Here is a 21,443-nt window from a genome sequence, read left to right as displayed (position 1 = left end):
GGAACGGTGGCCGGGCCGCGCAGCTCAGCGAGCCGCTGCCGTAGCCCCGTCACCTGCCGCGGGGGCCGGGCCGCTCGCAGTGGCTTCCCGGCCGCCTCCGGCACTGGCACCGGCTCCCCGGCCGCCGTCATCCGCGGCACCGTCGGTGCGTTGCCTGTCCGCGCCCCTGCCCTGCTGTCGGGGGATCCGTTCCCGTTCACGCGCCGAAGTCTCGCACTTGTCACCGACATTCGCGGGCACACCCGCGTTTCGGGAGGCGGCGACGGTCTCGCGGGCCGGGCGCAGGCGGTTGCGCAGCGACTCCGTGAGCCGCAGCGCGGGGACCGTCAGCAGCGCCCCGAGCCCCATGGTGGCGGCGCCGGCGGCAGCGTCCAGGAAGTAGTGGTTGGCGGTGCCCATCACCACGAGCGTGATCGCCAGTGGATAGCCGACCGCGCCGATCTTGGTCCACGTCGAGCGTCCGTGCCGCCACAGGGCGACCCCGCACCACAGCGCCCATCCCACGTGGAGGCTGGGCATCGCCGCGTACTGGTTGGTCAGCCCGCCCAGTCCGCGCGGTGCGCTGGCGTCCCCGCCCCACCAGCCGTACGACCTGTACTGCGCCATGGTGTCGACGAAGCCGTGGCTCCCCTCCAGAAGCCGCGGCGGGCAGGTCGGCAGCAGCGTGAAGCCGATGAGCCCGATGATCGTGGAGACCAGCAGCCAGGTGCGCAGAAAGCGGTAGTCCGACGCCTTACGGCGCTTCCACATCCATATCAGGATCGCGGGGGTCAGGACGTAGTGCAGCGAGGCGTAGGCGAAGTCCGCCGGTATGCCTATCACCGCGTGGGCCGTGAACAGATCGTTCAGCGGCGACTCGAAGTCGATGTTCAGACGCTGTTCGAAATGGAGGATCGCCAGACCATGATCGACGGCGCTGGACACGTCGCCGCGGGCCAGCAGCCGACCGGCCGAGTAGGCGGCGTACACCACCGCTATGAGCGGCAGTTCGGTCCACCAACGGGGCCGACTGCCCTGTGCTGCTCCGGCACGGGGCACCGTATGGGGCATTCGGACGCTCTCCAAAGTTCGGGCGGCCACAAGAAGGCGCGCGGTCAACCGTACGGTGTAGGCGAAGCGACCAACGCACCGCCCCCGTCCGCGAGCGGCGCCCACTGTCGGAACCCCCCTGGCGGACCCGCGCGCAGACTGGAAGACGCCAGGAGTGACCCGGAGGTTGCCCGCCGATCACATGCGCGATGATGGAGGGATGGCGATCGGCCATGTGCCGGTCCCGAAGAGTGCATGAAACCGCAGGCAGCGGCGTGTAATGGCGCACGGCGCCGCGGCGGTGCGAAACCGGTGAAAGAAGGCAGTACCCATGCCCCCACGCATCCTCCTGGCCCGGCACGGACAGACGCGGTGGTCGCTCTCCGGGAAGCACACCGGCCGTACGGACATCCCGCTGCTGGACGAGGGGCGGCGCGGTGCCAAGCTGCTCGGCGAGCGGCTGCACCACGGCCCCTGGGCGGGCCTTCCGGACGTCGAGGTGCGCACCAGCCCGCTGTCGCGGGCGAAGGAGACCTGCGGGCTGGCCGGCTTCGGCGACCGGGCGCGGGAGTGGGACGCGCTCCTGGAGTGGGACTACGGCGCGTACGAGGGGATGACCCCCGCCGAGATCAAGGCCACCCGGCCCGACTGGCTCATCTGGCGCGACGGGGTGCCCGAGGGCGAGTCGATCGCCTCGATCGCGGCGCGGGCCGACGAGGTCGTGGAGTGGGCGCGCTCGGCCGACCGCGATGTGCTGGTCTTCGCACACGGCCACATCCTGCGGACGCTGGGCGCCCGTTGGCTCGGCCATGACGCCTCCTTCGCCGCCCGTATCCGGCTCGATCCGACGTCCCTGTCGGTGCTCGGCTGGGCCTACGGCGAACCCGCCATCGAGCGCTGGAACGACACCGGCCATCTCGACTGAGAGCCGAACCGGCGTCAGACCGGGCAGGCGCGGCCGGCCGCCTCAGGGTGGGTGACGGCCGCCTCGGGACGGGTGACGGTCGCCTCATGGCGGTCGAGGAAGTCCGCGACCGCCTCATCGCGACCGTAAGGACGCAGTATCCGGGCCGTGTCGTCGAGCATCCGGCGGATCCGCGACGACTTCACCTGGTCCAGCAGGCCCAGGGCCCGGTCGGCCGCGGCGGCGGCGGCGTCCGGTGCGCCCCCGGCCACCAGATCGCTCGCCAACTCCGTGGTGAACAGCGCGATATTGCGCGTGAAGTGCGGGTTCTGGAGGGCGACCGCGCGCCGGGCGTGCTCCGCGGCGCGCTTCCAGTCGCCGAGCGCCGACCAGCACTGCGCCTCCAGCCCCTCCAGTTCGGCCTCCCCGAAGAAGCTCATCCACTCGGGGTCGGCGTCGCAGGGCCCGCGCCCGAACTGTGTCCGGGCGCGCAGCAGCGCCCGCTCACAGCCGCCCCGGTCGGGCAGCCAGGCGAGCCCCCCGGCCTCGCGCAGCGCGAGCAGCGACAGCAGCCGTGGCGAGGCGAGCCGCTCGGCGACCCGCTGGGCCGCCTGCGCCGCCCGTACGGCCTCGCGGGGGCGCCCGGCGTCGCGGGCGAGGAAGGCGGTGTTGCAGAACGCGTGCGTCTCCAGGGCGGCGTCGCCGGAAACCCGCGCGGTGGCCAGGGCCTCGGCGTAGTGGGACCGTGCGTCGGACAGCCGCCCGGAGTCATGGGCCAGCCAGCCCACCGAGATGGCCAGTTCACCGGCGCCCGCGAAGAGCCGCTCGGCGATCGAGCGGCTGTAGCCGCCCGCGTCGAGCAGCGCGTAGGCGGCGCTCAGCGGTTTGGCGGTGTGCGCATAGAGGGGATCGGCGCCGTGCTGGTCGTCCAGTACCCGGATCCGCCGTACGGCCTCCTCCACGGCGGCGGCCTCGGCCTCTCCTACCCGTCGCCCCGTCCGCCGGGGCGGCGTCCCGGCCCGGGGGGCGGCGGCCACGGCGGCGGCCGCCGCCCCACCGGCCATGAACGAGCGCCGTAGCAGTTCGCTCTCCTCGAAGATGTCGACGGTCCCCTTGTCCTGGGGCTCGGAAGGCCCGGGGCGCGGGCCGGGGAGCGATACGGGCACGGTCAGGGGTACGTGAGGGCCCGCGGGGCCGCGGGCCTGGTGGCCGCGCACCGACTCACGGGAGGCGAAGCCGAGATCCGTAAGGGTGCGGCCGGGGAACATATGGCGGAAGACCCGCTCGTAGGCGTAGTTGGGGCAGCGGATCGCCCCCGACTCGACACGGCCGATATAGCGGGCGTCGCAGGAGACCTGCTCGCCGATCTCTCGGGCCGCGCGGCGCACGGATGCCGCGAACTCCGCGGGCGAGAGCTGTCCGCGCAGTCGGCGGAACGCGGTGTTCGGCCGGGGAGGCGGGGGCTCCGGAAGCGGCGTCATGCTGTGCCTCTCCCTTGGTGAGGCCAGGTGGGCGGGGGAGAACCGTACCGGCTGCGAGATCTCCGACACTCGGAGATTTCCGGCAAACGTTACATCTCGCCCGTGATCTGCCATGAACTGCCATCCTTTACGGCGGCATTCGGCCGTAGCCGTTGACACCGCCGCGCGTTGAATCAGGTGCGACCCGATGAAGAGGGAGGCCGGAGTGGACATCAGCCGCTCGCGGACGACTGCCCAGCACCCCCAGCGCCAGGACTGCGATCTCGTCACCGTGCCCGCCCGCCAGGGGCTGGAGGCGGTGGACATCCTGCGTCGTGCGTGTGACGGCCTTGGTCCCGTCCTGCATGACAACGCCGGCGACACTCTCGGCTTCCTGGTGCCGCCCGGAACGGCGGACGGCTGGGATCTGCCGGGCTCGGCGTGTACCCAGACATCCGGGCGTGGAATCCGGATAAATATCGGCTCCGGCACCGGCACCCCCGCCGAAGCCGGAGACCCCCAATCCGCAGAGACCCGAGCCGGGGACATCCCGTCCGGAGACGCCGCCTACGGAGACACCGAAGCCGGAGACATCGAATCCGGAGCGGCCGGGGACGACGCGCCGCCCGGCATCGGCACCGGCTGGCTGGTGCCGCCCGACGCGGCGTACACGGTCGCCACCGACCCCGCCGAGCTCCGGGCGGCGCTCGGCGAGGCGGCCCGCACGATCGAGGCCGTCGACCGCTGCCAGTGAGGCGGTGAGGCGGTGACCATCCGCCCCTTCCTGCCGGCGACCGGCTGTCAGTGGTCCGCCGCATACTGGGACACATGGCGAAAGGCACGAACAAGCGAGCCGCGCGCGGGCGCGGAGCGGCGCGGGGGCGCAGCCCCGAGCCGGTCACCGCATCCGTCGACGGGGGGCTCGCCGAGCTCGTGCCGGACCGGGACCGGCCACGCGGCTGGACGCTGCTGCTCGACGGCAAGCCGCAGTCGCATGTGGATCTCGACGACCCCGCGTATCTCGACTTCGAGTACCAGCGCAGATTCGGCCATGTCGCCGATCTCGTCGCCCCTCCCGGCCGTCCGCTGCACGCGGTCCATCTGGGTGGCGGTGCCTTCACGCTCGCCCGCTATATAGCGGCGACCCGCCCCCGTTCCACCCAGCAGATCATCGAGATCGACGCCCCGCTCGTCCAGTTCGTCCGCGGTGAGCTGCCGCTGGACCCCGGCGATCGGATACGGGTGCGCGGCGCCGACGCCCGGGCCGGGCTCGCCAAGGTGCCCGACGGCTGGGCGGATCTGATCATCGCGGATGTCTTCAGCGGGGCCCGTACGCCCGCCCACCTCACCAGTGTGGAGTTCCTGGCCGAGGTGCGGCGCGCCCTGCGCCCGGACGGGTGGTACGCCGCGAATCTCGCCGACGGTCCGCCGCTGGCCCATCTGAAGGCCCAGATCGCCACCGCCCGCGCCGCGTTCGGCCAGGTGTGTCTGACTGCCGACCCCGCCCTGCTGCGCGGCCGCCGCTTCGGCAATGCCGTGCTGCTGGCCGCCGACCGTGACCTGCCGCTGGCCGAGCTCACCCGCCGGGCCGCCGGAGATCCGCACCCCGCCCGGGTCGAACACGGGCGCGGGCTCGCGGACTTCACCGGTGGCGCGGCCCCGGTCACCGACGCTACCGCCGCCCCCTCCCCGGCCCCGCCGCCCGCCGTCTTCACCTGACCGGAGACCAGCACGGCCTCAGTAGATCGGCGGAAGTCGGCCGCGGTGCGAAAGGCGCCGTGAAGGGGGGCGGGGCTGTGCCGATGTGCGGCTCCGCCGCGTGGGACCGGCCACGCCGCCGCCGCGGACGATCGACGGCAGGTCAGGGCACTTCCAGTGAAGTGCTCAGTGCTCGTCGATGCGGACCTGCGGCGGGCCGTCATGCCAGGTGCAGAAGATCGTGGTGGTGTCGGCCCCGGAGACGAAGTCCACCCGGATCCACTCGCTCTGCTTCCACACCTGCATCTGCCAGCCGCCGTCCGGTGTGGCCGAGACCAGATCCGCCGACGCCGCCCGGATGTCGAAGACCGCCCGGCCGCCCTTGGCCGGATAGCTGCGCACCTCTCCGCTCTCCTCCGGCCGTGCCGTTTCCCGCCGGGTCGGCACCTGCGTCGGCTTCCGGGTGCGCCCGGCAGAACCGGACCCCTTGTCCTTGTCTCCATCGGCCCCCGCGTCCGCCCCGGGACGTGAAGGCGAGGACGGGGAAGAGGGTGAAGTCGCCGAGGACGAGGGCGGTTTGGGCCGGTGCGTCGAGGAGGACCAGGCCCCGGTCGCCGAACGGGAGCCGTCCGCGATCGGAAGTGCGCGCGGCGGATCGTAGGCCGTCCCGGTCAGCACGGTCCGCACGCCGTACCACGACAGCGTGACCGCGGCGCCGGTCGCGAGGACCCACGCCAGACATTGGACCAGACCTCTTCGCATCTTCCCCATCTTGCCTCACCCGAATGGCGTACGGTGCCGCTCATGGCAAGTGTGCTCGTGGTCGAGGACGACCAGTTCGTACGCTCAGCCCTCATACGGCAGTTGACCGAGGCGTCCCATACCGTGCGCAGCGTCGGCACCGCCCTGGAGGCGTTGCGCGAGGTGGCACAGATCGGATTCGACGTCGTCATCCTTGACCTCGGCCTGCCTGATCTGGACGGGGCGGAGGCGCTCAAGATGCTGCGCGGCATCACCGATGTGCCGGTCATCGTGGCCACCGCCCGTGACGACGAGGGCGAGATCGTCCGGCTGCTCAACGACGGTGCCGACGACTACCTGGTCAAGCCGTTCTCCGTGGCGCATCTCTCCGCCCGGATGACCGCCGTGCTGCGCCGCGTCCGCGGCGGCGGGGCGGGCGAGCCGGGCGGTGTGGCGGCGCCCCCGGCGGTGCTCCGGGTCGGCGGTCTCGCCGTCGATCCGCTGCGCCGCCAGGCCCAGTTGGACGGGGTGACGCTCGATCTGACCCGGCGGGAATTCGATCTGCTGGCCTATCTCGCCGGGCGGCCCGGCGTCGTGGTGCCGCGCAGGGAGCTCCTCGCCGAGGTCTGGCGGCAGGCGTACGGGGACGACCAGACGATAGACGTCCATCTGTCCTGGCTGCGCCGCAAGTTGGGCGAGACGGCCGCCCGGCCGCGCTATCTCCATACGCTGCGCGGGGTCGGCGTCAAACTGGAGCCCCCGGCGGAGCCCGCGTGAGATGGGCCCTGGTCAAGGTCTGCCTGGCGGTCACCGCGATGGTGGTGGTCGCCTTCGCCGTACCGCTCGGCCTCGTCGTCAAGGAGCTGGCCCGGGACCGTGCGTTCGCCGATGCCGAGCGGCAGGCCGCCACCATCGGCCCGGCGCTCGCCATCACCACCGAGCGGGCGCGGCTGCAGCGCGCGGTCGCCAGCACCCAGGCGGGCGGGGACGGCCGGATGGCGGTGCATGTCCCCGATGAGCCGGGCGAGCGGGGGAGCGGCTACGACCTCGGCAAGAGCCGTGCCGCCAAGGGCGAGCTGGCCACCGCGCGGCGACTGGGCCGCGCCTCGGTGTCCACCGTCCCCGGGGGCTACGCACTGCTCCAGCCGACCGCGCTGAGCAGCGGTCAGGTCGCGGTCGTGGAGGTGTATGTCCCGCGTGGGGTGGTCACCAGCGGGGTGACGACGTCCTGGCTGGTGCTGGCGGGCGTCGGCCTGGCGTTGATCGTCGGCGCGGTCGCCACCGCCGACCGGCTCGGCACCCGGCTGGTGCGTCCGGCCGGGCGGCTCGCCGAAGCCGCCCACGACCTGGGCCATGGCGAGCTCGGGGTGCGGGTCCCGGAGGACGGCCCGGCCGAACTCCGGGCGGCCGCCGCCGCGTTCAACTCCATGGCCGACCAGGTGGTCCAGCTCCTGGCCGGTGAGCGCGAGCTGGCCGCCGACCTCTCCCACCGGCTCCGTACGCCGCTCACCGTGCTGCGCCTGAACGCCGCTTCGCTGGGCGAGGGACCGGCGGCCGACCAGACCCGGGCCGCCGTCGCCCAGTTGGAGGGCGAGGTCGACCAGATCATCCGCACCGCGCGCCAGCAGAAGACGCATACCCCTTCCGGCTGTGACGCCTCCGAGGTGATCCGGGACCGGATGGAGTTCTGGTCCGCGCTCGCCGAGGACGAGGACCGTACGGTGCGGCTGGCCGGGGTCGACCGGACCGTTCGGGTGCCGGTGGCCCGCCCCGAACTCGGCGCCGCGCTGGACGCCCTGCTCGGCAATGTCTTCCGGCACACGCCCGAGGGGACGGCGCTCGCGGTCGACGTCCACAACGGCGAGGACAGTGTGATCATCCTGGTCTCCGACGCGGGCCCCGGCATCGCCGACCCGGACGCGGCGCTCCGCCGTGGCCATGGCGACGGCGGCCCCGGCTCGACCGGCCTCGGCCTGGACATCGTGCGCCGGGTCGCGGAGTCCACGGGTGGCGATCTGCGGATCGGGCGGTCGGTGCTGGGCGGCACCGAGGTACGGGTGTGGCTCTCGCTGAACGGCGGCGGCTCGGCGGACCCGCGGCAGCGGCGGCGCGGCCGTAAGCGGAAGACCCGGGGCCGCACTCGGCCCAAGGAGCCCGCGGAGCATTAATCGCCGCCGATGGGTTCCTTAAGGCAGCCATAAGATCCGTGGCCGGTGCACGGATCCTGCCGTTTGTCCGACTTCCCCTCGCTAGCGTGGCGCCCGCACCATCACCCCCCACATCCGCACAGCGAAGGCAGGGACCTGATGAGCAGCACGCACCGTCGCAAGGCGAGCCGGACCACCAAGGCGATCGGCGCGACCGTCGCCGCCGTCGTGGCCGGCGGCACGGCGTTCGCGCTCAGCGGGGCGGCGAACGCGGGCACCGTCTCCGAGAAGCCCGCCGCCTCCGAGAAGGCCGCCGCGGCGGCGAGCGGTGGCTTCGCCCCGTACATCGACACCTCGCTCTACCCCGCCTACGACATGGTGGGCACCGCCGAGAAGACCGGCGTCAAGCAGTTCAACCTCGCCTTCATCACCTCCGGTGGCGGCTGTACCCCCAAGTGGGGCGGCGTCACCGAGGTCGGCGACGACGCCGTGGCCAAGCAGACCGAGCAACTGCGGGCGGCCGGCGGCGACGTCCGGGTCTCCTTCGGCGGGGCGTCCGGCTCCGAGCTGGGCCTGGCCTGCACCTCGGCGGACGAGCTCGCCGCCGCCTACGGCAAGGTCGTGGACACCCTCAAGCTCACCAAGGTCGACTTCGACATCGAGGGCAGCGCGCTTCCGAACAAGGAGGCCAACACCCGCCGCGCCCAAGCCATCGCCAAGCTGCAGCAGAACAACCCCGACCTGGACGTCTCCTTCACCCTGCCGGTGCTTCCGACCGGCCTCACCCAGGACGGTGTCGACCTCGTCGCCGACGCCAAGAAGAACGGGGTGAAGGTCTCCGCCGTCAACATCATGGCGATGGACTACGGACCCTCCTTCGGCGACGACATGGGCCAGTACGCCATCGACGCCGCCACGGCGACCCAGGGCCAGATCAAGGGCGCCCTCGAGCTGAGCGACGACGAGGCGTGGAAGGCCGTCGCGGTCACCCCGATGATCGGCGTCAACGACGTCAAGAACGAGATATTCAAGGTCGACGACGCCTCCCAGGTGGTGGAGTTCGCCAAGTCCAAGGGGCTGGCCTGGCTGTCGATGTGGTCCGCGACCCGCGACAAGCAGTGCCCCAGCCCGCAGGACACCGCGTCGCCGACCTGCAGCTCGATCGACCAGGAAGAGTTCGCCTTCACCAAGGCGTTCGGCGCCTACAACGGCTGAACGGCTGACGCCGGCTGACACCGGGGCGGCCCCGCACCGCCTGTCAGCCGCATAAGCCGCGGGGCCTGTCAGCCCCATGGGCCCCACCATCACCACCCCCCACGGCACCCCCCCACACGGCGGGGCGCGGACGGAATCCCCCACCCGCCGCGCCCCGCCGTTTCCGTCGCCTTGAGGGGTGTCGTCACAGGTCACGCCCACATCCGGCTTCGCCGTGGCGGGGCCGCCTGGATCAGGTCGCGTGGAGAGCGAGGGTGGGGGACAGATGGGAGGCGCGGACCGCTGGGTAGAGGCCCGCGAGGGTGCCGATGGCGAGGGTGGCGCCGAAGCCGCCGCGGATCGTCCACGGCGGGATCACCCAGGGAACGCCGCTGCTGATCGTGTAGATGCCGGTGGCGGCGGCGCCCAGGAAGACGAGACGGTCGCGGTCGTCACCGCCGGACTCTCCGACGAGGCCCACGAAAGGCGATTACGGTCACGACCACCGTGGAGCCGCTGACGGTTCCGGGCGACCCGGTCCTGCTCGCCCATCTGGTCCGTAATCTCGTCGCCAACGCGGTGGCGTACTACCACCAGGGTGGCCGCATCCGCGTCGACCTCACCGGCCGGGTGCTGCGGGTTTCCAACACCGGCCCGGAGATCCCCGCGGACACGCTCCCCCGGCTCTTCGAACCGTTCCGCCGTCTGAACGAGCGCGCGCACACCGCCGGGGAAGGCGCCGGACTCGGCCTGTCCATCCTCGCGTCCATCGCGCGCGCCCACGGCGCCGAGGCCACCGCGGACGCCAACCCGGGCGGCGGCCTCTCGGTCAGGATCCGCTTCCCATAAGGGAGCTAGGGGCGCTGGGGCTCCTCGGCCCTCTCCTCCTCCTCGTGCTCCTCGTGCTCCGCCACCTGCTCCTTCGTGGGCTTGGCGATCTGGCCGTCGATACCGAAGTAGCTCCGGGACAGCGAGACGCGCAGCCGCTCCATGAAGGAGAGCTTGCGGGCGACCCCGGCCTCGTCGACCGTCGGTGGCAGCTCCAGCGGCTCGTACTGTTCGTACGCGGTCAGCGTGTACCTCTCCGCCGCCGACAGTGGCTCGTGCACTTCGACGAACTCGCCGTGCGGCAGCCGCTCGATGATGCCGGTCTCGCGGCCGTGCAGCAGCAGTTCCCGGTCCTTGCGCTGGAGGCCGAGACAGATCCGCTTGGTGATGACGAAGACCACGACCGGCGCCACGAAGAAGCCGATCCGGCAGGTCCAGGTGATCGCGTTGATCGACAGATCGAAGTGGGTGGCGATGAGGTCGTTGCCGCCGCCCGCCAGCAGGACCGCGTAGAGGGCCATCCAGGCGGTGCCGAAGGCGGTGCGGGTCGGGGCGTTGCGCGGGCGCTGGTTCAGATGGTGCTCGCGCCTGTCCCCGGTGATCCATGCCTCCAGGAATGGATAGAACCAGATGACCAGCAGCACCGTGGGGAAGATCAGGAACGGGATCAGCACCCCGAGTACCAGAGTGTGGCCCCAGAGATTGATCTCCCAGCCCGGCATCAGCCGGATCAGCCCTTCGGAATAGCCCATGTACCAGTCGGGCTGGGCGTCGGTGGACACCTGGTCGGGCCGGTAGGGGCCATAGGCCCACACCGGGTTGATCTGGGCGATGGCCGACATCAGCGTGGTGACGCCGAAGACCAGGAAGAAGAAACCGCCGGACTTGGCCACATAGACCGGCCACAGGGGCGGCCCCACGATATTCATGTTCCTTCTGCCGGGCCCCGGGAGATGCGTGTGCTTGTGGTAGACGAGCAGGATCATATGGAGCGCCAGCAGCCCGAGCATGATGCCCGGAATCAGCAGTACGTGCACGGTGAACAGCCGTGGCACGATGTCGGTTCCCGGGAATTGACCGCCGAAGAAGAAGAACGACAGATAGGTGCCGACGATCGGGATCGACAGGATCGCGCCTTCCATGAAGCGCAGACCGGTGCCGGACAGCAGATCGTCGGGCAGTGAATAGCCCATGAAGCCGTCGAACATCCCGAGAAACAGCAGAGCGGCGCCGGAGAGCCAGTTGATCTCACGGGGTTTGCGGAAGACGCCGTTGAAGAACGTCCGCATCATATGGGCGAGCATGCTGGCGATGAAGACGATCGCCGCCCAGTGGTGGACCTGCCGCATCAGCAGCCCGCCGCGCACATCGAAGCTGATGTCCAGTGTGGACTCGAAAGCCTGCGACATGCGGATGCCGTTCAGCGGCGTCCACCGGCCGTGGTAGACCACCTCGTTCATCGCCGGTTTGAAGAACAGGGTCAGATAGACCCCGGTCAGAATGATGATGACGAACGTGTAGAGGGCGATCTCGCCGATCAGGAAGGTCCAGTGGTCGGGGAAGACCTTGCGCAGATTGGCCTTGCCCATCTTGAAGAGGCCCACCCGACCGTCCAACCAGTCGGCGAGGGCCTCACCTTTTCCGGCGGGCGCGCGCCGACCGGATCCCTCATTGCGGAACCTCTGTCGGCGCTCCGGAAATGCTCTCATGTCTCAATGGGTTTACCAGGCATTCTCCATGGATGACGGCTCTCTTCGGCCGGGTGGATCAGGGTGTAACCCCTTTGAAGGAAGAACGCACCGGCCCGGTTGCGCCCCTGCGCCCCGCCTCGACTGCCGTCCGCGGCGCCGCCCGCCCCCCGGCGGGCGGCGCCGCGGACGCGGGTCCGCTACGCCGCCGGAAGCTCTCCGGTGCGGGCCACCTGGGCATACCAGCGGGCGCTGGACTTCGGCACCCGGGCCTGCGTCTGATAGTCGACGTAGACCGCGCCGAAGCGCTTGCTGTAGCCGTACGCCCATTCGAAGTTGTCCATCAGCGACCACAGGAAATAGCCGCGCAGATCGGCGCCGTCCGCGATGGCCTGGTGGGCGACGGCCAGATGGTCCCGGAGGTAGTCGATCCGCCGCGGGTCGTGGACCGCGCCCTCCGCGTCCGGCTTGTCGTCGAACGCGGCGCCGTTCTCGGTGATGTACAGCGGTACGCCCGGCGCCTCACGGCTGTAGCGCATCAGCAGGTCGTGCAGTCCGGTCGGGTCGATCGTCCAGCCCATCTCGGTGCGCTCGCCCGGCGTCTGGTGGAAGGCCACCTGCTCCGAGCCCGGCCAGGGGGAGTGGGTGCTGGCGCCGTGGCCGTCGTGGCGGGCGGGCGAGCCCTCGTTGTCGGTGCCCGCTGCTACCAATGACGGTGTGTAGTAGTTGATGCCCAGCGCGTCGAGGGGGTGCTTGATGACGGCCAGATCTCCGTCCCGGACGAACGACCAGTCGGTGATCGAGGCGGTGTCCTTGATCAGGTCGGTGGGGTACGCACCGCGCAGCAGCGGCCCGGTGAAGACGCGATTGGCCAGCGCGTCGATACGCCGCGCTGCGTCCAGGTCCTCGGGCTTGTCGCTGAGCGGCCGGACCACCGCCGGGTTGAGGCTGATGGCGATCTGGGCGCGGGCGGGGAGCGCGGCGCGCAGCGCCTGGGCGCCGAGGCCATGGGCGAGGTTCAGATGGTGGGCGGCGCGGAGCGGGGCCAGCCGCTCGGTGCGGCCCGGGGCGTGCACCCCCGAGCCATAGCCCAGGAAGGCGCTGCACCACGGCTCGTTGAGGGTGGTCCAGAACTCGACGCGGTCGCCGAGCGCCTCGGCCACGATGCCCGCGTACTCGGCGAACCGCTCGGCGGTCTCGCGCTCCGGCCACCCGCCAGCGCTCTCCAGCTCCTGGGGGAGGTCCCAGTGGTAGAGGGTGAGCACCGGCTGGATGCCCGCGCCCAGCAGCTCGTCCACCAGCGAGCGGTAGAAGTCGAGCCCGCGCTGCACAGCCGGTCCCCGGCCGGTGGGCTGCACCCGGGACCAGGACACCGAGAAGCGGTACGCCGCCAGGTTCAGCTCCGCCATCAGCCGGACGTCCTCGCGGAAGCGGTGGTAGTGGTCGACGGCGACATCACCGGTGTCACCGGCGAGCACCTTGCCGGGGGTGTGGCTGAAGGTGTCCCAGATGGACGGGGTGCGGCCGTCCTCCTGCGCGGCGCCCTCGACCTGGTAGGCGGCCGAGGCAGCGCCCCACAGGAATCCGGGCGGGAAGGTAAGGGTCATGGAAGCGCTCCCATTCGAGGTCGTGGGGAGGGGAAACGGGGAGGGAGGACTGAGTGGTGGTGGCGGGCCGCTCAGCCCTTGACCGCGCCCTGCATGATGCCCCCCACAATCTGCTTGCCGAAGAGGACGAAGGCGATCAGCAGCGGCAGGGTGCCCAGCAGCGCCCCCGCCATGATCAGTGATTGATCCGGGGTGTACCCCCGGCTCAGACCGGTCAATGCCACCTGCATGGTCGGGTTGCCGTTCTGCGTGAGCGCGATGAACGGCCAGAAGAAGTCGTTCCACGATTGGACGAAGGTGAGCATTCCCAGCACCGCCATCGCCGGACGCGCCGCCGGGAAGACGACATGCCAGATGATCCGCAAGCTGCTCGCGCCGTCCATCCGCGCCGCCTCGATCAGCTCGGTCGGCAGCGCCTGGGTGAGGTACTGCCGCATGAAGAAGACCCCGAAGGCGCTGACGAGTGTCGGCACGATGACCGCCTGGAGCTGGTCGGTCCACTCCAGCTTGGCCACCATCATGTACAGCGGCACGACGCTGAGCTGGGGCGGCACCATCATCGTCCCGATGGTGAGCATCAGCAGGATGTTCTTGAAGCGGAAGCGCAGCTTGGCGAAGGCGAAGCCCGCGATGGTCGAGAACAGCACAGTCGACGCCGCGACCGTGCCCGCCACCACCGTCGTGTTGAGCAGCGCGGTGCCCATGTTGGCGCCGTTCCACGCCTTGTCCAAGTTGTTGAGGAGGTTGCCGCCGAACCACAGGGGAGGGGGTGTCTGGGCCAGCCGGGTGTTGGTGCGGGAGGCGGCGATGGCGGTCCACACCAGCGGGAAGAGCGAGCCGATGGTGAACAGGATCAGCACGGCGTAGGTGATCTTGCCCCCGTGCAGCTGCCTGCCCGCTCGGCCGCGGCCCTTTCCGCCCCGCGGAGTGGTGCGCGCGGGAGCTGCCGGATCGAGTGTCCGCCGGGAAGAGACAGTGGCGCTCATGGTTCTCCTCGTCTCCCTCACTGGCTCTTTCGCAGCCGTCGCGCGAACAGCGCGTTGGCCGCGGCGATCAGCAGCAGGATCAGGAACATCGTCCAGGCGATGGCGGAGGCCCGGCCGAGGTGCAGGTTCACCCAGCCCTGCTCGTACATGTACAGGCCGAGCGTCTGGTACTGGTGATCGGCGCCGCCGGTGGCCGTCCCCGCGGTGTTGAACAGCAGCGGCTCACCGAAGAGCTGGGTGGCCCCGATCGTGGAGACGACGACCGTGAAGAGGATGGTGGGCCGCAGCGACGGGACGGTGACATGCAGGAACTGCTTCCAGCGCGAGGCCCCGTCCAGCGCCGCCGACTCGTACAGATCGTTCGGCACGGCCTGCATGGCGGCCAGGTAGATCAGCGCGTTGTAACCGGTCCACCGCCAGATGACGATCGTGGAGACCGCGATCTGCGAGGTCCAGGTGCCGTTCTGCCAGTCGATGCCGTCCAGTCCGACCAGCCCCAGAGACCAGTTGACCATGCCGTAGTCATGCCCGAAGAGCAGCGCGAACACCAGCGTGGCGGCAGCGACGGAGGTGGCGTACGGGGTGAGGATCGCCACCCGGAAGAACATCGAGGCGCGCAGCCGGTAGTTGAGCAGATGCGCGATCCCGAGGGCCATCATCAGCTGGGGAACGGTGGAGATCACCCCGATGGTGAAGGTGTTCCGCAGCGCTTTCCAGAAGAACTCGTCTTCCCACAGCCTGGAGTAGTTGTGCCACCCCGCCCACTCCATGTGGGTGGGGTTGGTGAGCTCCACTTGGTGCAGCGAGGCCCACCCTGTGTAGAGCAGGGGGAAGAGGCCGAAGGCGGCGAAGAAGACGAAGAAGGGGGCGACGAAGGCGTACGGGCTCCATCGCACATCCCAGCGGTAGCGGCGGCTGCGCCGGTCGCGACGCCGCTGCTCGGCCGGGTCGGGCGCCGGCGCGGTCGCGGCGCGCGGGGCCGCGCCCCCCTGCCCTGCGGGGGGCGCGGCCGTATCAGGGGTGAAACCGGAAGGTGCGGTCATGTCCGGGTCACTGGTCCAGCGCGTTGTCGTTCGTCTTGATCGCGGCCTTCCAGCCTTCGTTGGCGGACTTGCCCTGCTGCTCGACCTGGAGCAGGCCGACATCGGTGAAGTTCTGCTTGATGACGGCGTCCTTCGGGCCCAGGACCTGCGTCGGACTGTCCTTCGCGGCCTGGGAGAAGATCTTGCCGATGGGCGCGTTGTTGAAGTAGGGGAGCTTGGCGTCGGCCACCTGGGGCAGGTCGTACGCGGCCTGGGCGCTGGGGAAGCTCGCCTGCTTCTCGAAGAGCTTGGCCTGCTGCTCGGGTGCGGTCAGCCAGGTGGCGAGCTTGACCGCCTCGTCCTTGTTCTTCGCCGCCTGCGGCACCGAGAGGAAGGAGCCGCCCCAGTTGGCGGGCTTGGGGGCGGCGGCGACATCCCACTTGCCCTTGTACTTGTCCCCGGCGTACTCCTTGATCTGGCCGAGCATCCAGGCCGGGCAGGAGGCGGTGGCGAACTTGCCGTTGGCAAGCGCCTGCTGCCAGGGCTTGGTGAACTCCTGTAGCCCTGCGGAGAGTTTGGCCGTGGACGCGTCGGTCGCCAGCTTCCACGCCTTCTTGACGGCCGGGCTGTCCTTGTAGATGGGCTTCCCGCTCTTGTCGTAATAGACCTCCGAGCCGCCGGAGACCGCCGCGTTGAACAGCCCGCCGGCCGAGTCCAGGAACGCGGCTCCGCCCGGCGCCTTCTTCGCATAGTCCTTGCCGGCGTCGAGGTACTTCTGCCAGTCGCCCGCCCAGAGCTCGGAGACCGCGTTACGGTCGGCCGGGAGCCCGGCCTGCTGGAAGAGGTCCTTGCGGTAGCAGATCGCCATCGGGCCCACGTCCGTGCCGAGGCCGATCGTCTTTCCGTCCTTGGCGGTGGCCTGCGCCCACTTCCAGTCGAGGAAGTTCTCTTTTTTGACGCCGTCCGCCTTCGAAAGATCAACGAACTTGTCGGCCTGGGTGGTGGTGACCTCATTGATGTTGCCCACCTCGACCGCCTGGATATCGGCGAGCCCGCTGCCCGAGCCGAGATGGGTGAGCAGCTGCGGGTAGTAGTTCGAGGCCGGGTCGATCACATTCTCTTCGATCTTGATATCCGGGTGCAGCTTTGTGTACTCGTCATAGAGCCCGGCCTGTTTGAAACCCATGACGCCGTACGTGCCGACGGTCACGACCGTCTTGCCCTTGCTGTCGCCGCCGCCGGAGGAGCCGGCGGATCCGTCGTCGCCGTCATCGGCGCAACCGCTGAGCAGCCCAGCTCCTAAAGCGGCGACGGCCGCGAGGACCACGGCTGTGCCGCGGTGACTACCAGTGTTCCTGCGCATTCCGTCCTCCTAGCGCCCCGCCCAACGGCTTCCGGCCAATAAGTAGCGATACATGGGTCTTTGAGATGCATCGAGCCGGGTGGACATCGTGCGGGTTGTGTATGGCTCAGGTACTGTGGGAGCGCTCCCAGCTGTGATGTGTTGAAGGGTCGCGGCTCCCCGCTGGGGTGTCAAGGGAGTGCGCGAAACAACTTCCCGAAACCACACTGCTGTTGAATGACTCCGCAGCCGCCCATTGGGGGGTTGGAGCTGCTGGGTACGGACGGCTGGAGGCGCGATATGGCAGGAACGCGGCGGCATGGCGGGGGGCGGGGACGGCCGACCCTCGAGGAAGTGGCGGCCCGCGCCGGAGTCGGCCGCGGCACCGTCTCCCGCGTGATCAACGGTTCGCCGCGGGTCAGCGACCGCACCCGGACAGCCGTCGAGCAGGCCGTCGCCGAACTCGGCTATGTGCCCAACCGGGTGGCCCGCGCGCTCGCCGCCAACCGTGCCGACGCCGTCGCCCTGGTCATCCCCGAGCCCGAGACCCGGCTCTTCGCCGAACCGTACTTCTCCGACATCATCCGCGGCGTCGGCGCCGAGCTCGCCGACACCGACCTGCAACTGCTGCTGACCCTCATCCGCACCCCCAAGGAACGGCAGCGGCTCGCGGACTACCTCTCCGCGCGCCGGGTCGACGGGGTGCTGCTGGTCTCCGTGCACGCGGACGATCCGCTGCCGGACCTGCTGGAGCAGATCGAGATGCCCGCGGTGCTCAGCGGCCGCCGCTCGGCGCATGAATCGGTCCCGTACGTCGACTCGGACAACACCGGGGGCGCCCAGTCCGCCGTGGAACACCTCATCGGCCGCGGCCGCACGACGGTCGCCACCATCACCGGACCGCTGGACATGTATGTCGCCCAGTGCCGCCTGGAGGGCTACGGCGCCGCGGTCCGGGCGGCGGGCCGGGAAGTGGAACCGGAGCTGGTGGCTTCCGCGGACTTCACCGAGGAGGGTGGCCGCCGGGCCATGCGCCAACTCCTCGACCAGCGCCCGGACCTGGACGGCGTCTTCGCCGCCTCGGACGTGATGGCCGCGGGCGCCCGGCAGGTGCTGCGCGAGAGCGGGCGCCACGTCCCGGACGACGTGGCGCTGGTCGGCTTCGAGGACTCGGCCGTCGCCCGCCATATGGACCCTCCGCTCACCAGCGTTCGGCAGGCCACGGAGGAGATGGGCCGGGCGATGGTGCGGGTGCTGCTGGAGGAGATCGAGGGGCTGTCGGACCGCACCTCCAAGCGGCCGCAGATGGTACTTCCTACCCAGCTGGTGCGGCGGGAGTCTTCCTGAGGGCACGGCTCGCGCATCCGGGTGCTGGGGTCTTCCGGCCGGGGGTACCTCCCAGCGGTAGCTGGGGGAGGCTGAGGCGCCCCGGAGGCGAACCGGGCCCCGAAAAGGAGCGGGGCCGGTGGACAGTGTCCACCGGCCCCACGATCAGGGGACGGGCCAGGCGCTTACAGCGCCGGGTAGGCGTTCTTCAGCAGTTCCTGGAACTGGGCCGAGAACCAGTGGCCCGACAGCGGAGCGTTCGCCAGCGCCCCCGACATGTTGTTGCCGTTGCGCGGGTTGCCGGTGTACGTCGGGTCGCACATCCGGTCGAAGCCCTTGCCCTCGTCGTTCGGAATCGAGGAGCTGGAGCCGTCCGACTCGCCCGGGGGCTTCATCCACACATACGCGTCGATCCCGGACGCGGGTGCCGCCTTGGGCCGCTCACCGAGTCCGGCACCGGACTGGTTGCACCAGTTGCCGATGTGGATCCGGCGGTCGTAGCGCCCGCCGTTGACGTACGTGTCCACGTCCGACTTCGCGCCGGGGCCGCTGGGCCGGGCGCTGCCGCCCCAGCCGTTGCGGGAGGTGTCGATCAGCGCGCCGACGTTGCTCGGGAAGCCGACGTTGACCAGCTCCTGGCGGAACGCCTGGGCGAAGGAGAGCTCGTCGACGTACCGGTTCCAGTCCACCCACTTCGACTGGCGCACGGTGGTCCCGTTGACCGAGTCGTCGATGGTGTAGTTGTTCTCCTTCAGCGCGCTGTAGTTGGCCGTGTTGACGATGATGCCGGCCACCTTGTCGACCGTGCTGCCCTCGGCCGTCGCCGCCTGCTTGAGCACCTGGGCGGTGGCGTTGAAGTTGTCGTCCCAGCCGATCCAGCCGTGGTGCCCGGCGTCCACATAGTTGTAGACGTTGCCGATGGCGCCCAGCTTGTTGAGGGCGTAGCCGACGCCCTTCACGTAGTTGCCGTTCGCCTTCATCGTGTCGCACTGCGGGGTCGCGGTGGGACGGCCGCCGGTGTTGGTGACCAGGTTGGGCAGTGAGTCGATCTCGATCGTGGTCACGATCCGCAGATTGGAGTTGGCGTACTTCGACTCGGAGAGAATCGCCGCGATCGGGTCGATGAACTGCGTCTTGTACTTGTCGATCTCGGTCGGGCCGAGCTCGCCGTTGGACGCCAGCGCGGCGCAGTCACGGCCGGGCAGGTCGTAGACCACTAACTGGACGACGGTCGGGCTGCCGGCCGACTGCTGCAGCGCCTTGTCGAGGTGGGCGCGCAGCCCCATCGCGCCGTTCGCGCCGTTGATCGCGGCGATGCGGTCCAGCCAGACGCCGGTCGGCTGGTTGGAGATCTTGCTGCCGCCCGGTTCGGCGGCGGCCTTCGCCGACCAGTCGGGGTTCACGTACACCTTGGCGCCCGCGTACGGGTTGTCGACCTTCGTGGCGGCCGCCCTGCCGCTGTCCACCTGGGCGGACGCCACACCGGTCAGCGCCCCCATGGTCAGCGCGGAGGCGGCGAGCAAAGTGCCCGCCATTCGGATTCTGCGGCTCATCTGATCTCCTCCGAGGAAGGAAGCCCCGCCCTTCAGGGTGGGGAGGAATCGGACTCCTGCGGAGCAGGGGCAAGGAAAGCCGGTTCGCCGTCAGGGCGGACCGGCGTCCACCCCCAACTATCCGCAGTGAGTCACAAGTTGATGCGTTAGCGTGTGAGACGTGAGGACCACGCACGTGAAACGGGCGTATCGGTACCGCTTCTATCCGTCCGATGCGCAGGCGGCCGAGCTGTCGCGCACGTTCGGGTGCGTGCGGAAGGTCTACAATCTGGCCCTGGCAGCGCGCACCCAGGCGTGGGCGCTGCGGCAGGAGCGGGTGAACTACAACGCCACCTCGGCCATGCTCACCGCGTGGAAGAAGACCGAGGAACTCGCCTACCTGAACGACGTTTCCTCCGTCCCCCTGCAACAGACCCTGCGCCACCTTCAGGCAGCGTTCACCCACTTCTTCGCCAAGCGGGCCCGGTACCCGCGGTACAAGTCGCGCAAGAAGTCCCGCAAGTCGGCGGAGTACACCACCAGCGCGTTCCGCCTCCAGGACGGAAAGCTGACCCTGGCGAAGATGACCGAGCCGCTGGACATCGTGTGGTCCCGCCCCCTGCCGGAGGGGGTCGCACCGTCCACGGTGACCGTTTCGCAGGACGCGGCCGGACGCTGGTTCGTGTCTGTGCTGTGCGAGGACCCCCGTGTGAAGCCACTTCCCACCACGGACGCGGTGGTCGGCGTGGACGCCGGGCTGGACCACCTGCTGACCCTGTCGACCGGGGAAAAGATCACCAACCCCCGCCACGAGCGGCAGGACCGTGCACGGCTGGCCAAGGCGCAGCGGGAACTGGCCCGTAAAGCCAAGGGGGACGGAGCCAACCGGAGCAAGGCCCGCCGGAAGGTCACCCGCATCCACGCCCAGATCGCCGACCGGCGGCGCGACACGTTGCACAAGATCACTACTCGGCTCGTTCGTGACAACCAAACGATCGTGATCGAGGACCTCACCGTTCGGAACCTGCTCAAGAACGGCAGGCTGGCCCGCGCCATCTCGGACGCGGCCTGGTCGGAATTCCGCACGATGCTGGAGTACAAGGCCCAGTGGTACGGCCGCGCAGTGATCGCGGTCGACCGCTGGTTCCCCTCCTCCAAGCTGTGCTCGAACTGCGGAACCCTGCAGAACACGATGCCGCTCAGCGTCCGCACCTGGACCTGCGGCAGTTGTGGCGTCACCCATGACCGCGACGTGAACGCGGCGCGGAACATTTTGGCCGCCGGGCTGGCGGTGTCGGCCTGTGGAGCAGGTGTAAGACCTCAACGGAGCTCTCCGGGCGGGCAGTCGGCGATGAAACAGGAACCTCTACGGCGCGAGCCGTAGGAATCCCCCCTTCCGGAGGGCGGAGGAAGTCAATGCATTCCCTTCAGGTGATCGCGGAGTCCCACGCCGAAGTTGGTCGACGTGCCGTTGTCATCGCTGATGGCCTTGACGGACGCGTCGTCCATGGGGCCGTCGAAGATGCCACGCCCCCGGACGCACATGAACTCACCGCCGGAGCGGTTGACGCCGAGCAGCCGCCGGGTGGCGCCGTTCTCGTCGACCAGCTCGTTGCCCGAGGCGCGCAGCTTCGGCGGTGCGGCGTTCGGGCGGAGCGGCTTGGACGGCGCGTCGGCGGGGGCGACCGACGCGGTGGTCATGGCCGGGCCGCTCGCCGCCGACGCGGTGGTGGGCGCCAGGGCGGTGCCCACCACGGATAAGGCCGCGGCGGCCACCAAGGCATAAAGGCGCGGGGGTGCTCGCATGGAGCGACTCCTTGAGGTCCAAGCGCCGTTCGATACGGCGCAGACTGCTGGAACCGCTCCCACTGGTTGAAGTGAAGGTAGCGCTCGACGGGCGCATGTCAACAGTTCCCGTTCACGGAATTATCGGTAGAAG

18 protein-coding genes and 2 pseudogenes are annotated in these 21,443 nt (G+C 70.0%); 9 read left to right on the top strand and 11 right to left on the bottom strand.

What is annotated here, in order from left to right; genetic code table 11:
- Positions 1–24: 24 nt before the first annotated feature.
- Complete coding sequence (locus CGL27_RS19155) at positions 25–1,050, bottom strand: phosphatase PAP2 family protein (protein ID WP_119988790.1); 1,026 nt, start codon at positions 1,048–1,050, stop codon at positions 25–27.
- A gap of 310 nt (positions 1,051–1,360) precedes the next feature.
- Between CGL27_RS19155 and CGL27_RS19150 the strand changes: the two genes are divergently transcribed.
- Positions 1,361–1,954, top strand: coding sequence for a histidine phosphatase family protein (locus CGL27_RS19150; RefSeq protein WP_078641605.1), 594 nt, complete (start codon positions 1,361–1,363; stop codon positions 1,952–1,954).
- A gap of 14 nt (positions 1,955–1,968) precedes the next feature.
- Here the strand turns inward: CGL27_RS19150 and CGL27_RS19145 are convergent, their stop codons facing one another.
- Entirely contained in the window at positions 1,969–3,414 is a 1,446-nt protein-coding gene (locus CGL27_RS19145; protein WP_119988787.1) for a tetratricopeptide repeat protein, read from the bottom strand.
- A 187-nt stretch (positions 3,415–3,601) separates the two neighbouring features.
- On the opposite strand from CGL27_RS19145, the gene CGL27_RS19140 reads away from it, so the two are divergent.
- Both CGL27_RS19140 and CGL27_RS19135 read left to right on the top strand, forming a co-directional pair.
- The gene (locus CGL27_RS19140) at positions 3,602–4,147 is read left to right on the top strand and encodes a hypothetical protein (protein ID WP_240450558.1); all 546 of its coding nucleotides are present in this window, start codon (positions 3,602–3,604) and stop codon (positions 4,145–4,147) included.
- Between the two features lie 74 nt (positions 4,148–4,221).
- On the top strand, positions 4,222–5,112 hold the full coding sequence (locus tag CGL27_RS19135; RefSeq protein ID WP_119988785.1) for a fused MFS/spermidine synthase: 891 nt from the start codon (positions 4,222–4,224) through the stop codon (positions 5,110–5,112).
- A 165-nt stretch (positions 5,113–5,277) separates the two neighbouring features.
- Here the strand turns inward: CGL27_RS19135 and CGL27_RS19130 are convergent, their stop codons facing one another.
- Complete coding sequence (locus CGL27_RS19130; RefSeq protein WP_119994455.1) at positions 5,278–5,853, bottom strand: hypothetical protein; 576 nt, start codon at positions 5,851–5,853, stop codon at positions 5,278–5,280.
- A 42-nt stretch (positions 5,854–5,895) separates the two neighbouring features.
- Here CGL27_RS19130 and CGL27_RS19125 point away from each other — a divergent pair, with 42 nt between their 5' ends.
- From CGL27_RS19125 to CGL27_RS19115, 3 genes are all read left to right on the top strand, one after another.
- A complete protein-coding gene (locus CGL27_RS19125; protein WP_205587719.1) occupies positions 5,896–6,609 on the top strand; it encodes a response regulator transcription factor in 714 nt (237 codons plus the stop codon).
- On the top strand, positions 6,606–8,000 hold the full coding sequence (locus CGL27_RS19120; RefSeq protein ID WP_119988779.1) for a HAMP domain-containing sensor histidine kinase: 1,395 nt from the start codon (positions 6,606–6,608) through the stop codon (positions 7,998–8,000). Before CGL27_RS19125 ends, CGL27_RS19120 begins: the two co-directional genes overlap by 4 nt.
- 138 nt (positions 8,001–8,138) lie before the next feature.
- Positions 8,139–9,194, top strand: a complete 1,056-nt coding sequence (locus CGL27_RS19115; protein ID WP_107439068.1) for a chitinase — start codon at positions 8,139–8,141, stop codon at positions 9,192–9,194.
- A gap of 232 nt (positions 9,195–9,426) precedes the next feature.
- On the opposite strand, the pseudogene CGL27_RS19110 reads toward CGL27_RS19115, so the two are convergent.
- A pseudogene (locus CGL27_RS19110) lies at positions 9,427–9,609 on the bottom strand (ABC transporter permease); the annotation flags it as partial.
- Positions 9,610–9,680: 71 nt separating this feature from the next.
- On the opposite strand from CGL27_RS19110, the gene CGL27_RS19105 reads away from it, so the two are divergent.
- Positions 9,681–10,022, top strand: a complete 342-nt coding sequence (locus tag CGL27_RS19105) for an ATP-binding protein (protein ID WP_240450557.1) — start codon at positions 9,681–9,683, stop codon at positions 10,020–10,022.
- Positions 10,023–10,027: 5 nt separating this feature from the next.
- Here the strand turns inward: CGL27_RS19105 and CGL27_RS19100 are convergent, their stop codons facing one another.
- The 5 genes from CGL27_RS19100 to CGL27_RS19080 all read right to left on the bottom strand — a co-directional run bounded on the left by CGL27_RS19100 (position 10,028) and on the right by CGL27_RS19080 (position 16,667).
- Positions 10,028–11,590: a ubiquinol-cytochrome c reductase cytochrome b subunit gene (locus tag CGL27_RS19100; RefSeq protein WP_240450996.1), complete on the bottom strand. Its 1,563-nt coding sequence runs from the start codon at positions 11,588–11,590 to the stop codon at positions 10,028–10,030.
- Positions 11,591–11,889: 299 nt separating this feature from the next.
- A complete protein-coding gene (locus tag CGL27_RS19095) occupies positions 11,890–13,296 on the bottom strand; it encodes a beta-glucosidase (RefSeq protein WP_078641597.1) in 1,407 nt (468 codons plus the stop codon).
- A gap of 71 nt (positions 13,297–13,367) precedes the next feature.
- On the bottom strand, positions 13,368–14,282 hold the full coding sequence (locus CGL27_RS19090) for a carbohydrate ABC transporter permease (RefSeq protein ID WP_078641596.1): 915 nt from the start codon (positions 14,280–14,282) through the stop codon (positions 13,368–13,370).
- A gap of 17 nt (positions 14,283–14,299) precedes the next feature.
- A complete protein-coding gene (locus tag CGL27_RS19085; protein ID WP_119988771.1) occupies positions 14,300–15,325 on the bottom strand; it encodes a sugar ABC transporter permease in 1,026 nt (341 codons plus the stop codon).
- 7 nt (positions 15,326–15,332) lie between these two features.
- A complete protein-coding gene (locus CGL27_RS19080) occupies positions 15,333–16,667 on the bottom strand; it encodes an extracellular solute-binding protein (protein WP_119988768.1) in 1,335 nt (444 codons plus the stop codon).
- A gap of 279 nt (positions 16,668–16,946) precedes the next feature.
- Here CGL27_RS19080 and CGL27_RS19075 point away from each other — a divergent pair, with 279 nt between their 5' ends.
- Positions 16,947–17,993, top strand: a complete 1,047-nt coding sequence (locus CGL27_RS19075; RefSeq protein ID WP_078641593.1) for a LacI family DNA-binding transcriptional regulator — start codon at positions 16,947–16,949, stop codon at positions 17,991–17,993.
- Between the two features lie 164 nt (positions 17,994–18,157).
- On the opposite strand, the gene CGL27_RS19070 is transcribed toward CGL27_RS19075, so the two are convergent.
- The gene (locus tag CGL27_RS19070; protein WP_119988765.1) at positions 18,158–19,525 is read right to left on the bottom strand and encodes a glycoside hydrolase family 6 protein; all 1,368 of its coding nucleotides are present in this window, start codon (positions 19,523–19,525) and stop codon (positions 18,158–18,160) included.
- A gap of 160 nt (positions 19,526–19,685) precedes the next feature.
- On the opposite strand from CGL27_RS19070, the gene CGL27_RS19065 reads away from it, so the two are divergent.
- Positions 19,686–20,888, top strand: a complete 1,203-nt coding sequence (locus CGL27_RS19065; protein WP_119988762.1) for an RNA-guided endonuclease TnpB family protein — start codon at positions 19,686–19,688, stop codon at positions 20,886–20,888.
- Positions 20,889–20,980: 92 nt separating this feature from the next.
- Here the strand turns inward: CGL27_RS19065 and CGL27_RS19060 are convergent.
- A pseudogene (locus CGL27_RS19060) lies at positions 20,981–21,310 on the bottom strand (glycoside hydrolase family 5 protein); the annotation flags it as partial.
- Between the last annotated feature and the right edge of the window lie 133 nt (positions 21,311–21,443).

Origin of the sequence: Streptomyces sp. 11-1-2 (genome assembly GCF_003595545.1) — a bacterium.
Classification (GTDB): Bacteria; Actinomycetota; Actinomycetes; order Streptomycetales; family Streptomycetaceae; genus Streptomyces; species Streptomyces hygroscopicus_B.
This window is presented reverse-complemented; position numbering and strand designations above follow the sequence as displayed.

What these genes read in the sequence shown, in the direction of transcription:
- CGL27_RS19095 (WP_078641597.1), bottom strand. Translation starts at nt 13,296, where the DNA reads ATGACCCTTACCTTCCCGCCCGGATTCCTGTGGGGCGCTGCCTCGGCC.
- CGL27_RS19100 (WP_240450996.1), bottom strand. Translation starts at nt 11,590, where the DNA reads ATGGGCAAGGCCAATCTGCGCAAGGTCTTCCCCGACCACTGGACCTTC.
- CGL27_RS19115 (WP_107439068.1), top strand. Translation starts at nt 8,139, where the DNA reads ATGAGCAGCACGCACCGTCGCAAGGCGAGCCGGACCACCAAGGCGATC.
- CGL27_RS19075 (WP_078641593.1), top strand. Translation starts at nt 16,947, where the DNA reads ATGGCAGGAACGCGGCGGCATGGCGGGGGGCGGGGACGGCCGACCCTC.
- CGL27_RS19070 (WP_119988765.1), bottom strand. Translation starts at nt 19,525, where the DNA reads ATGAGCCGCAGAATCCGAATGGCGGGCACTTTGCTCGCCGCCTCCGCG.
- CGL27_RS19145 (WP_119988787.1), bottom strand. Translation starts at nt 3,414, where the DNA reads ATGACGCCGCTTCCGGAGCCCCCGCCTCCCCGGCCGAACACCGCGTTC.
- CGL27_RS19135 (WP_119988785.1), top strand. Translation starts at nt 4,222, where the DNA reads ATGGCGAAAGGCACGAACAAGCGAGCCGCGCGCGGGCGCGGAGCGGCG.
- CGL27_RS19155 (WP_119988790.1), bottom strand. Translation starts at nt 1,050, where the DNA reads ATGCCCCATACGGTGCCCCGTGCCGGAGCAGCACAGGGCAGTCGGCCC.
- CGL27_RS19090 (WP_078641596.1), bottom strand. Translation starts at nt 14,282, where the DNA reads ATGAGCGCCACTGTCTCTTCCCGGCGGACACTCGATCCGGCAGCTCCC.
- CGL27_RS19130 (WP_119994455.1), bottom strand. Translation starts at nt 5,853, where the DNA reads ATGCGAAGAGGTCTGGTCCAATGTCTGGCGTGGGTCCTCGCGACCGGC.
- CGL27_RS19140 (WP_240450558.1), top strand. Translation starts at nt 3,602, where the DNA reads ATGAAGAGGGAGGCCGGAGTGGACATCAGCCGCTCGCGGACGACTGCC.
- CGL27_RS19150 (WP_078641605.1), top strand. Translation starts at nt 1,361, where the DNA reads ATGCCCCCACGCATCCTCCTGGCCCGGCACGGACAGACGCGGTGGTCG.
- CGL27_RS19085 (WP_119988771.1), bottom strand. Translation starts at nt 15,325, where the DNA reads ATGACCGCACCTTCCGGTTTCACCCCTGATACGGCCGCGCCCCCCGCA.
- CGL27_RS19125 (WP_205587719.1), top strand. Translation starts at nt 5,896, where the DNA reads ATGGCAAGTGTGCTCGTGGTCGAGGACGACCAGTTCGTACGCTCAGCC.
- CGL27_RS19080 (WP_119988768.1), bottom strand. Translation starts at nt 16,667, where the DNA reads ATGCGCAGGAACACTGGTAGTCACCGCGGCACAGCCGTGGTCCTCGCG.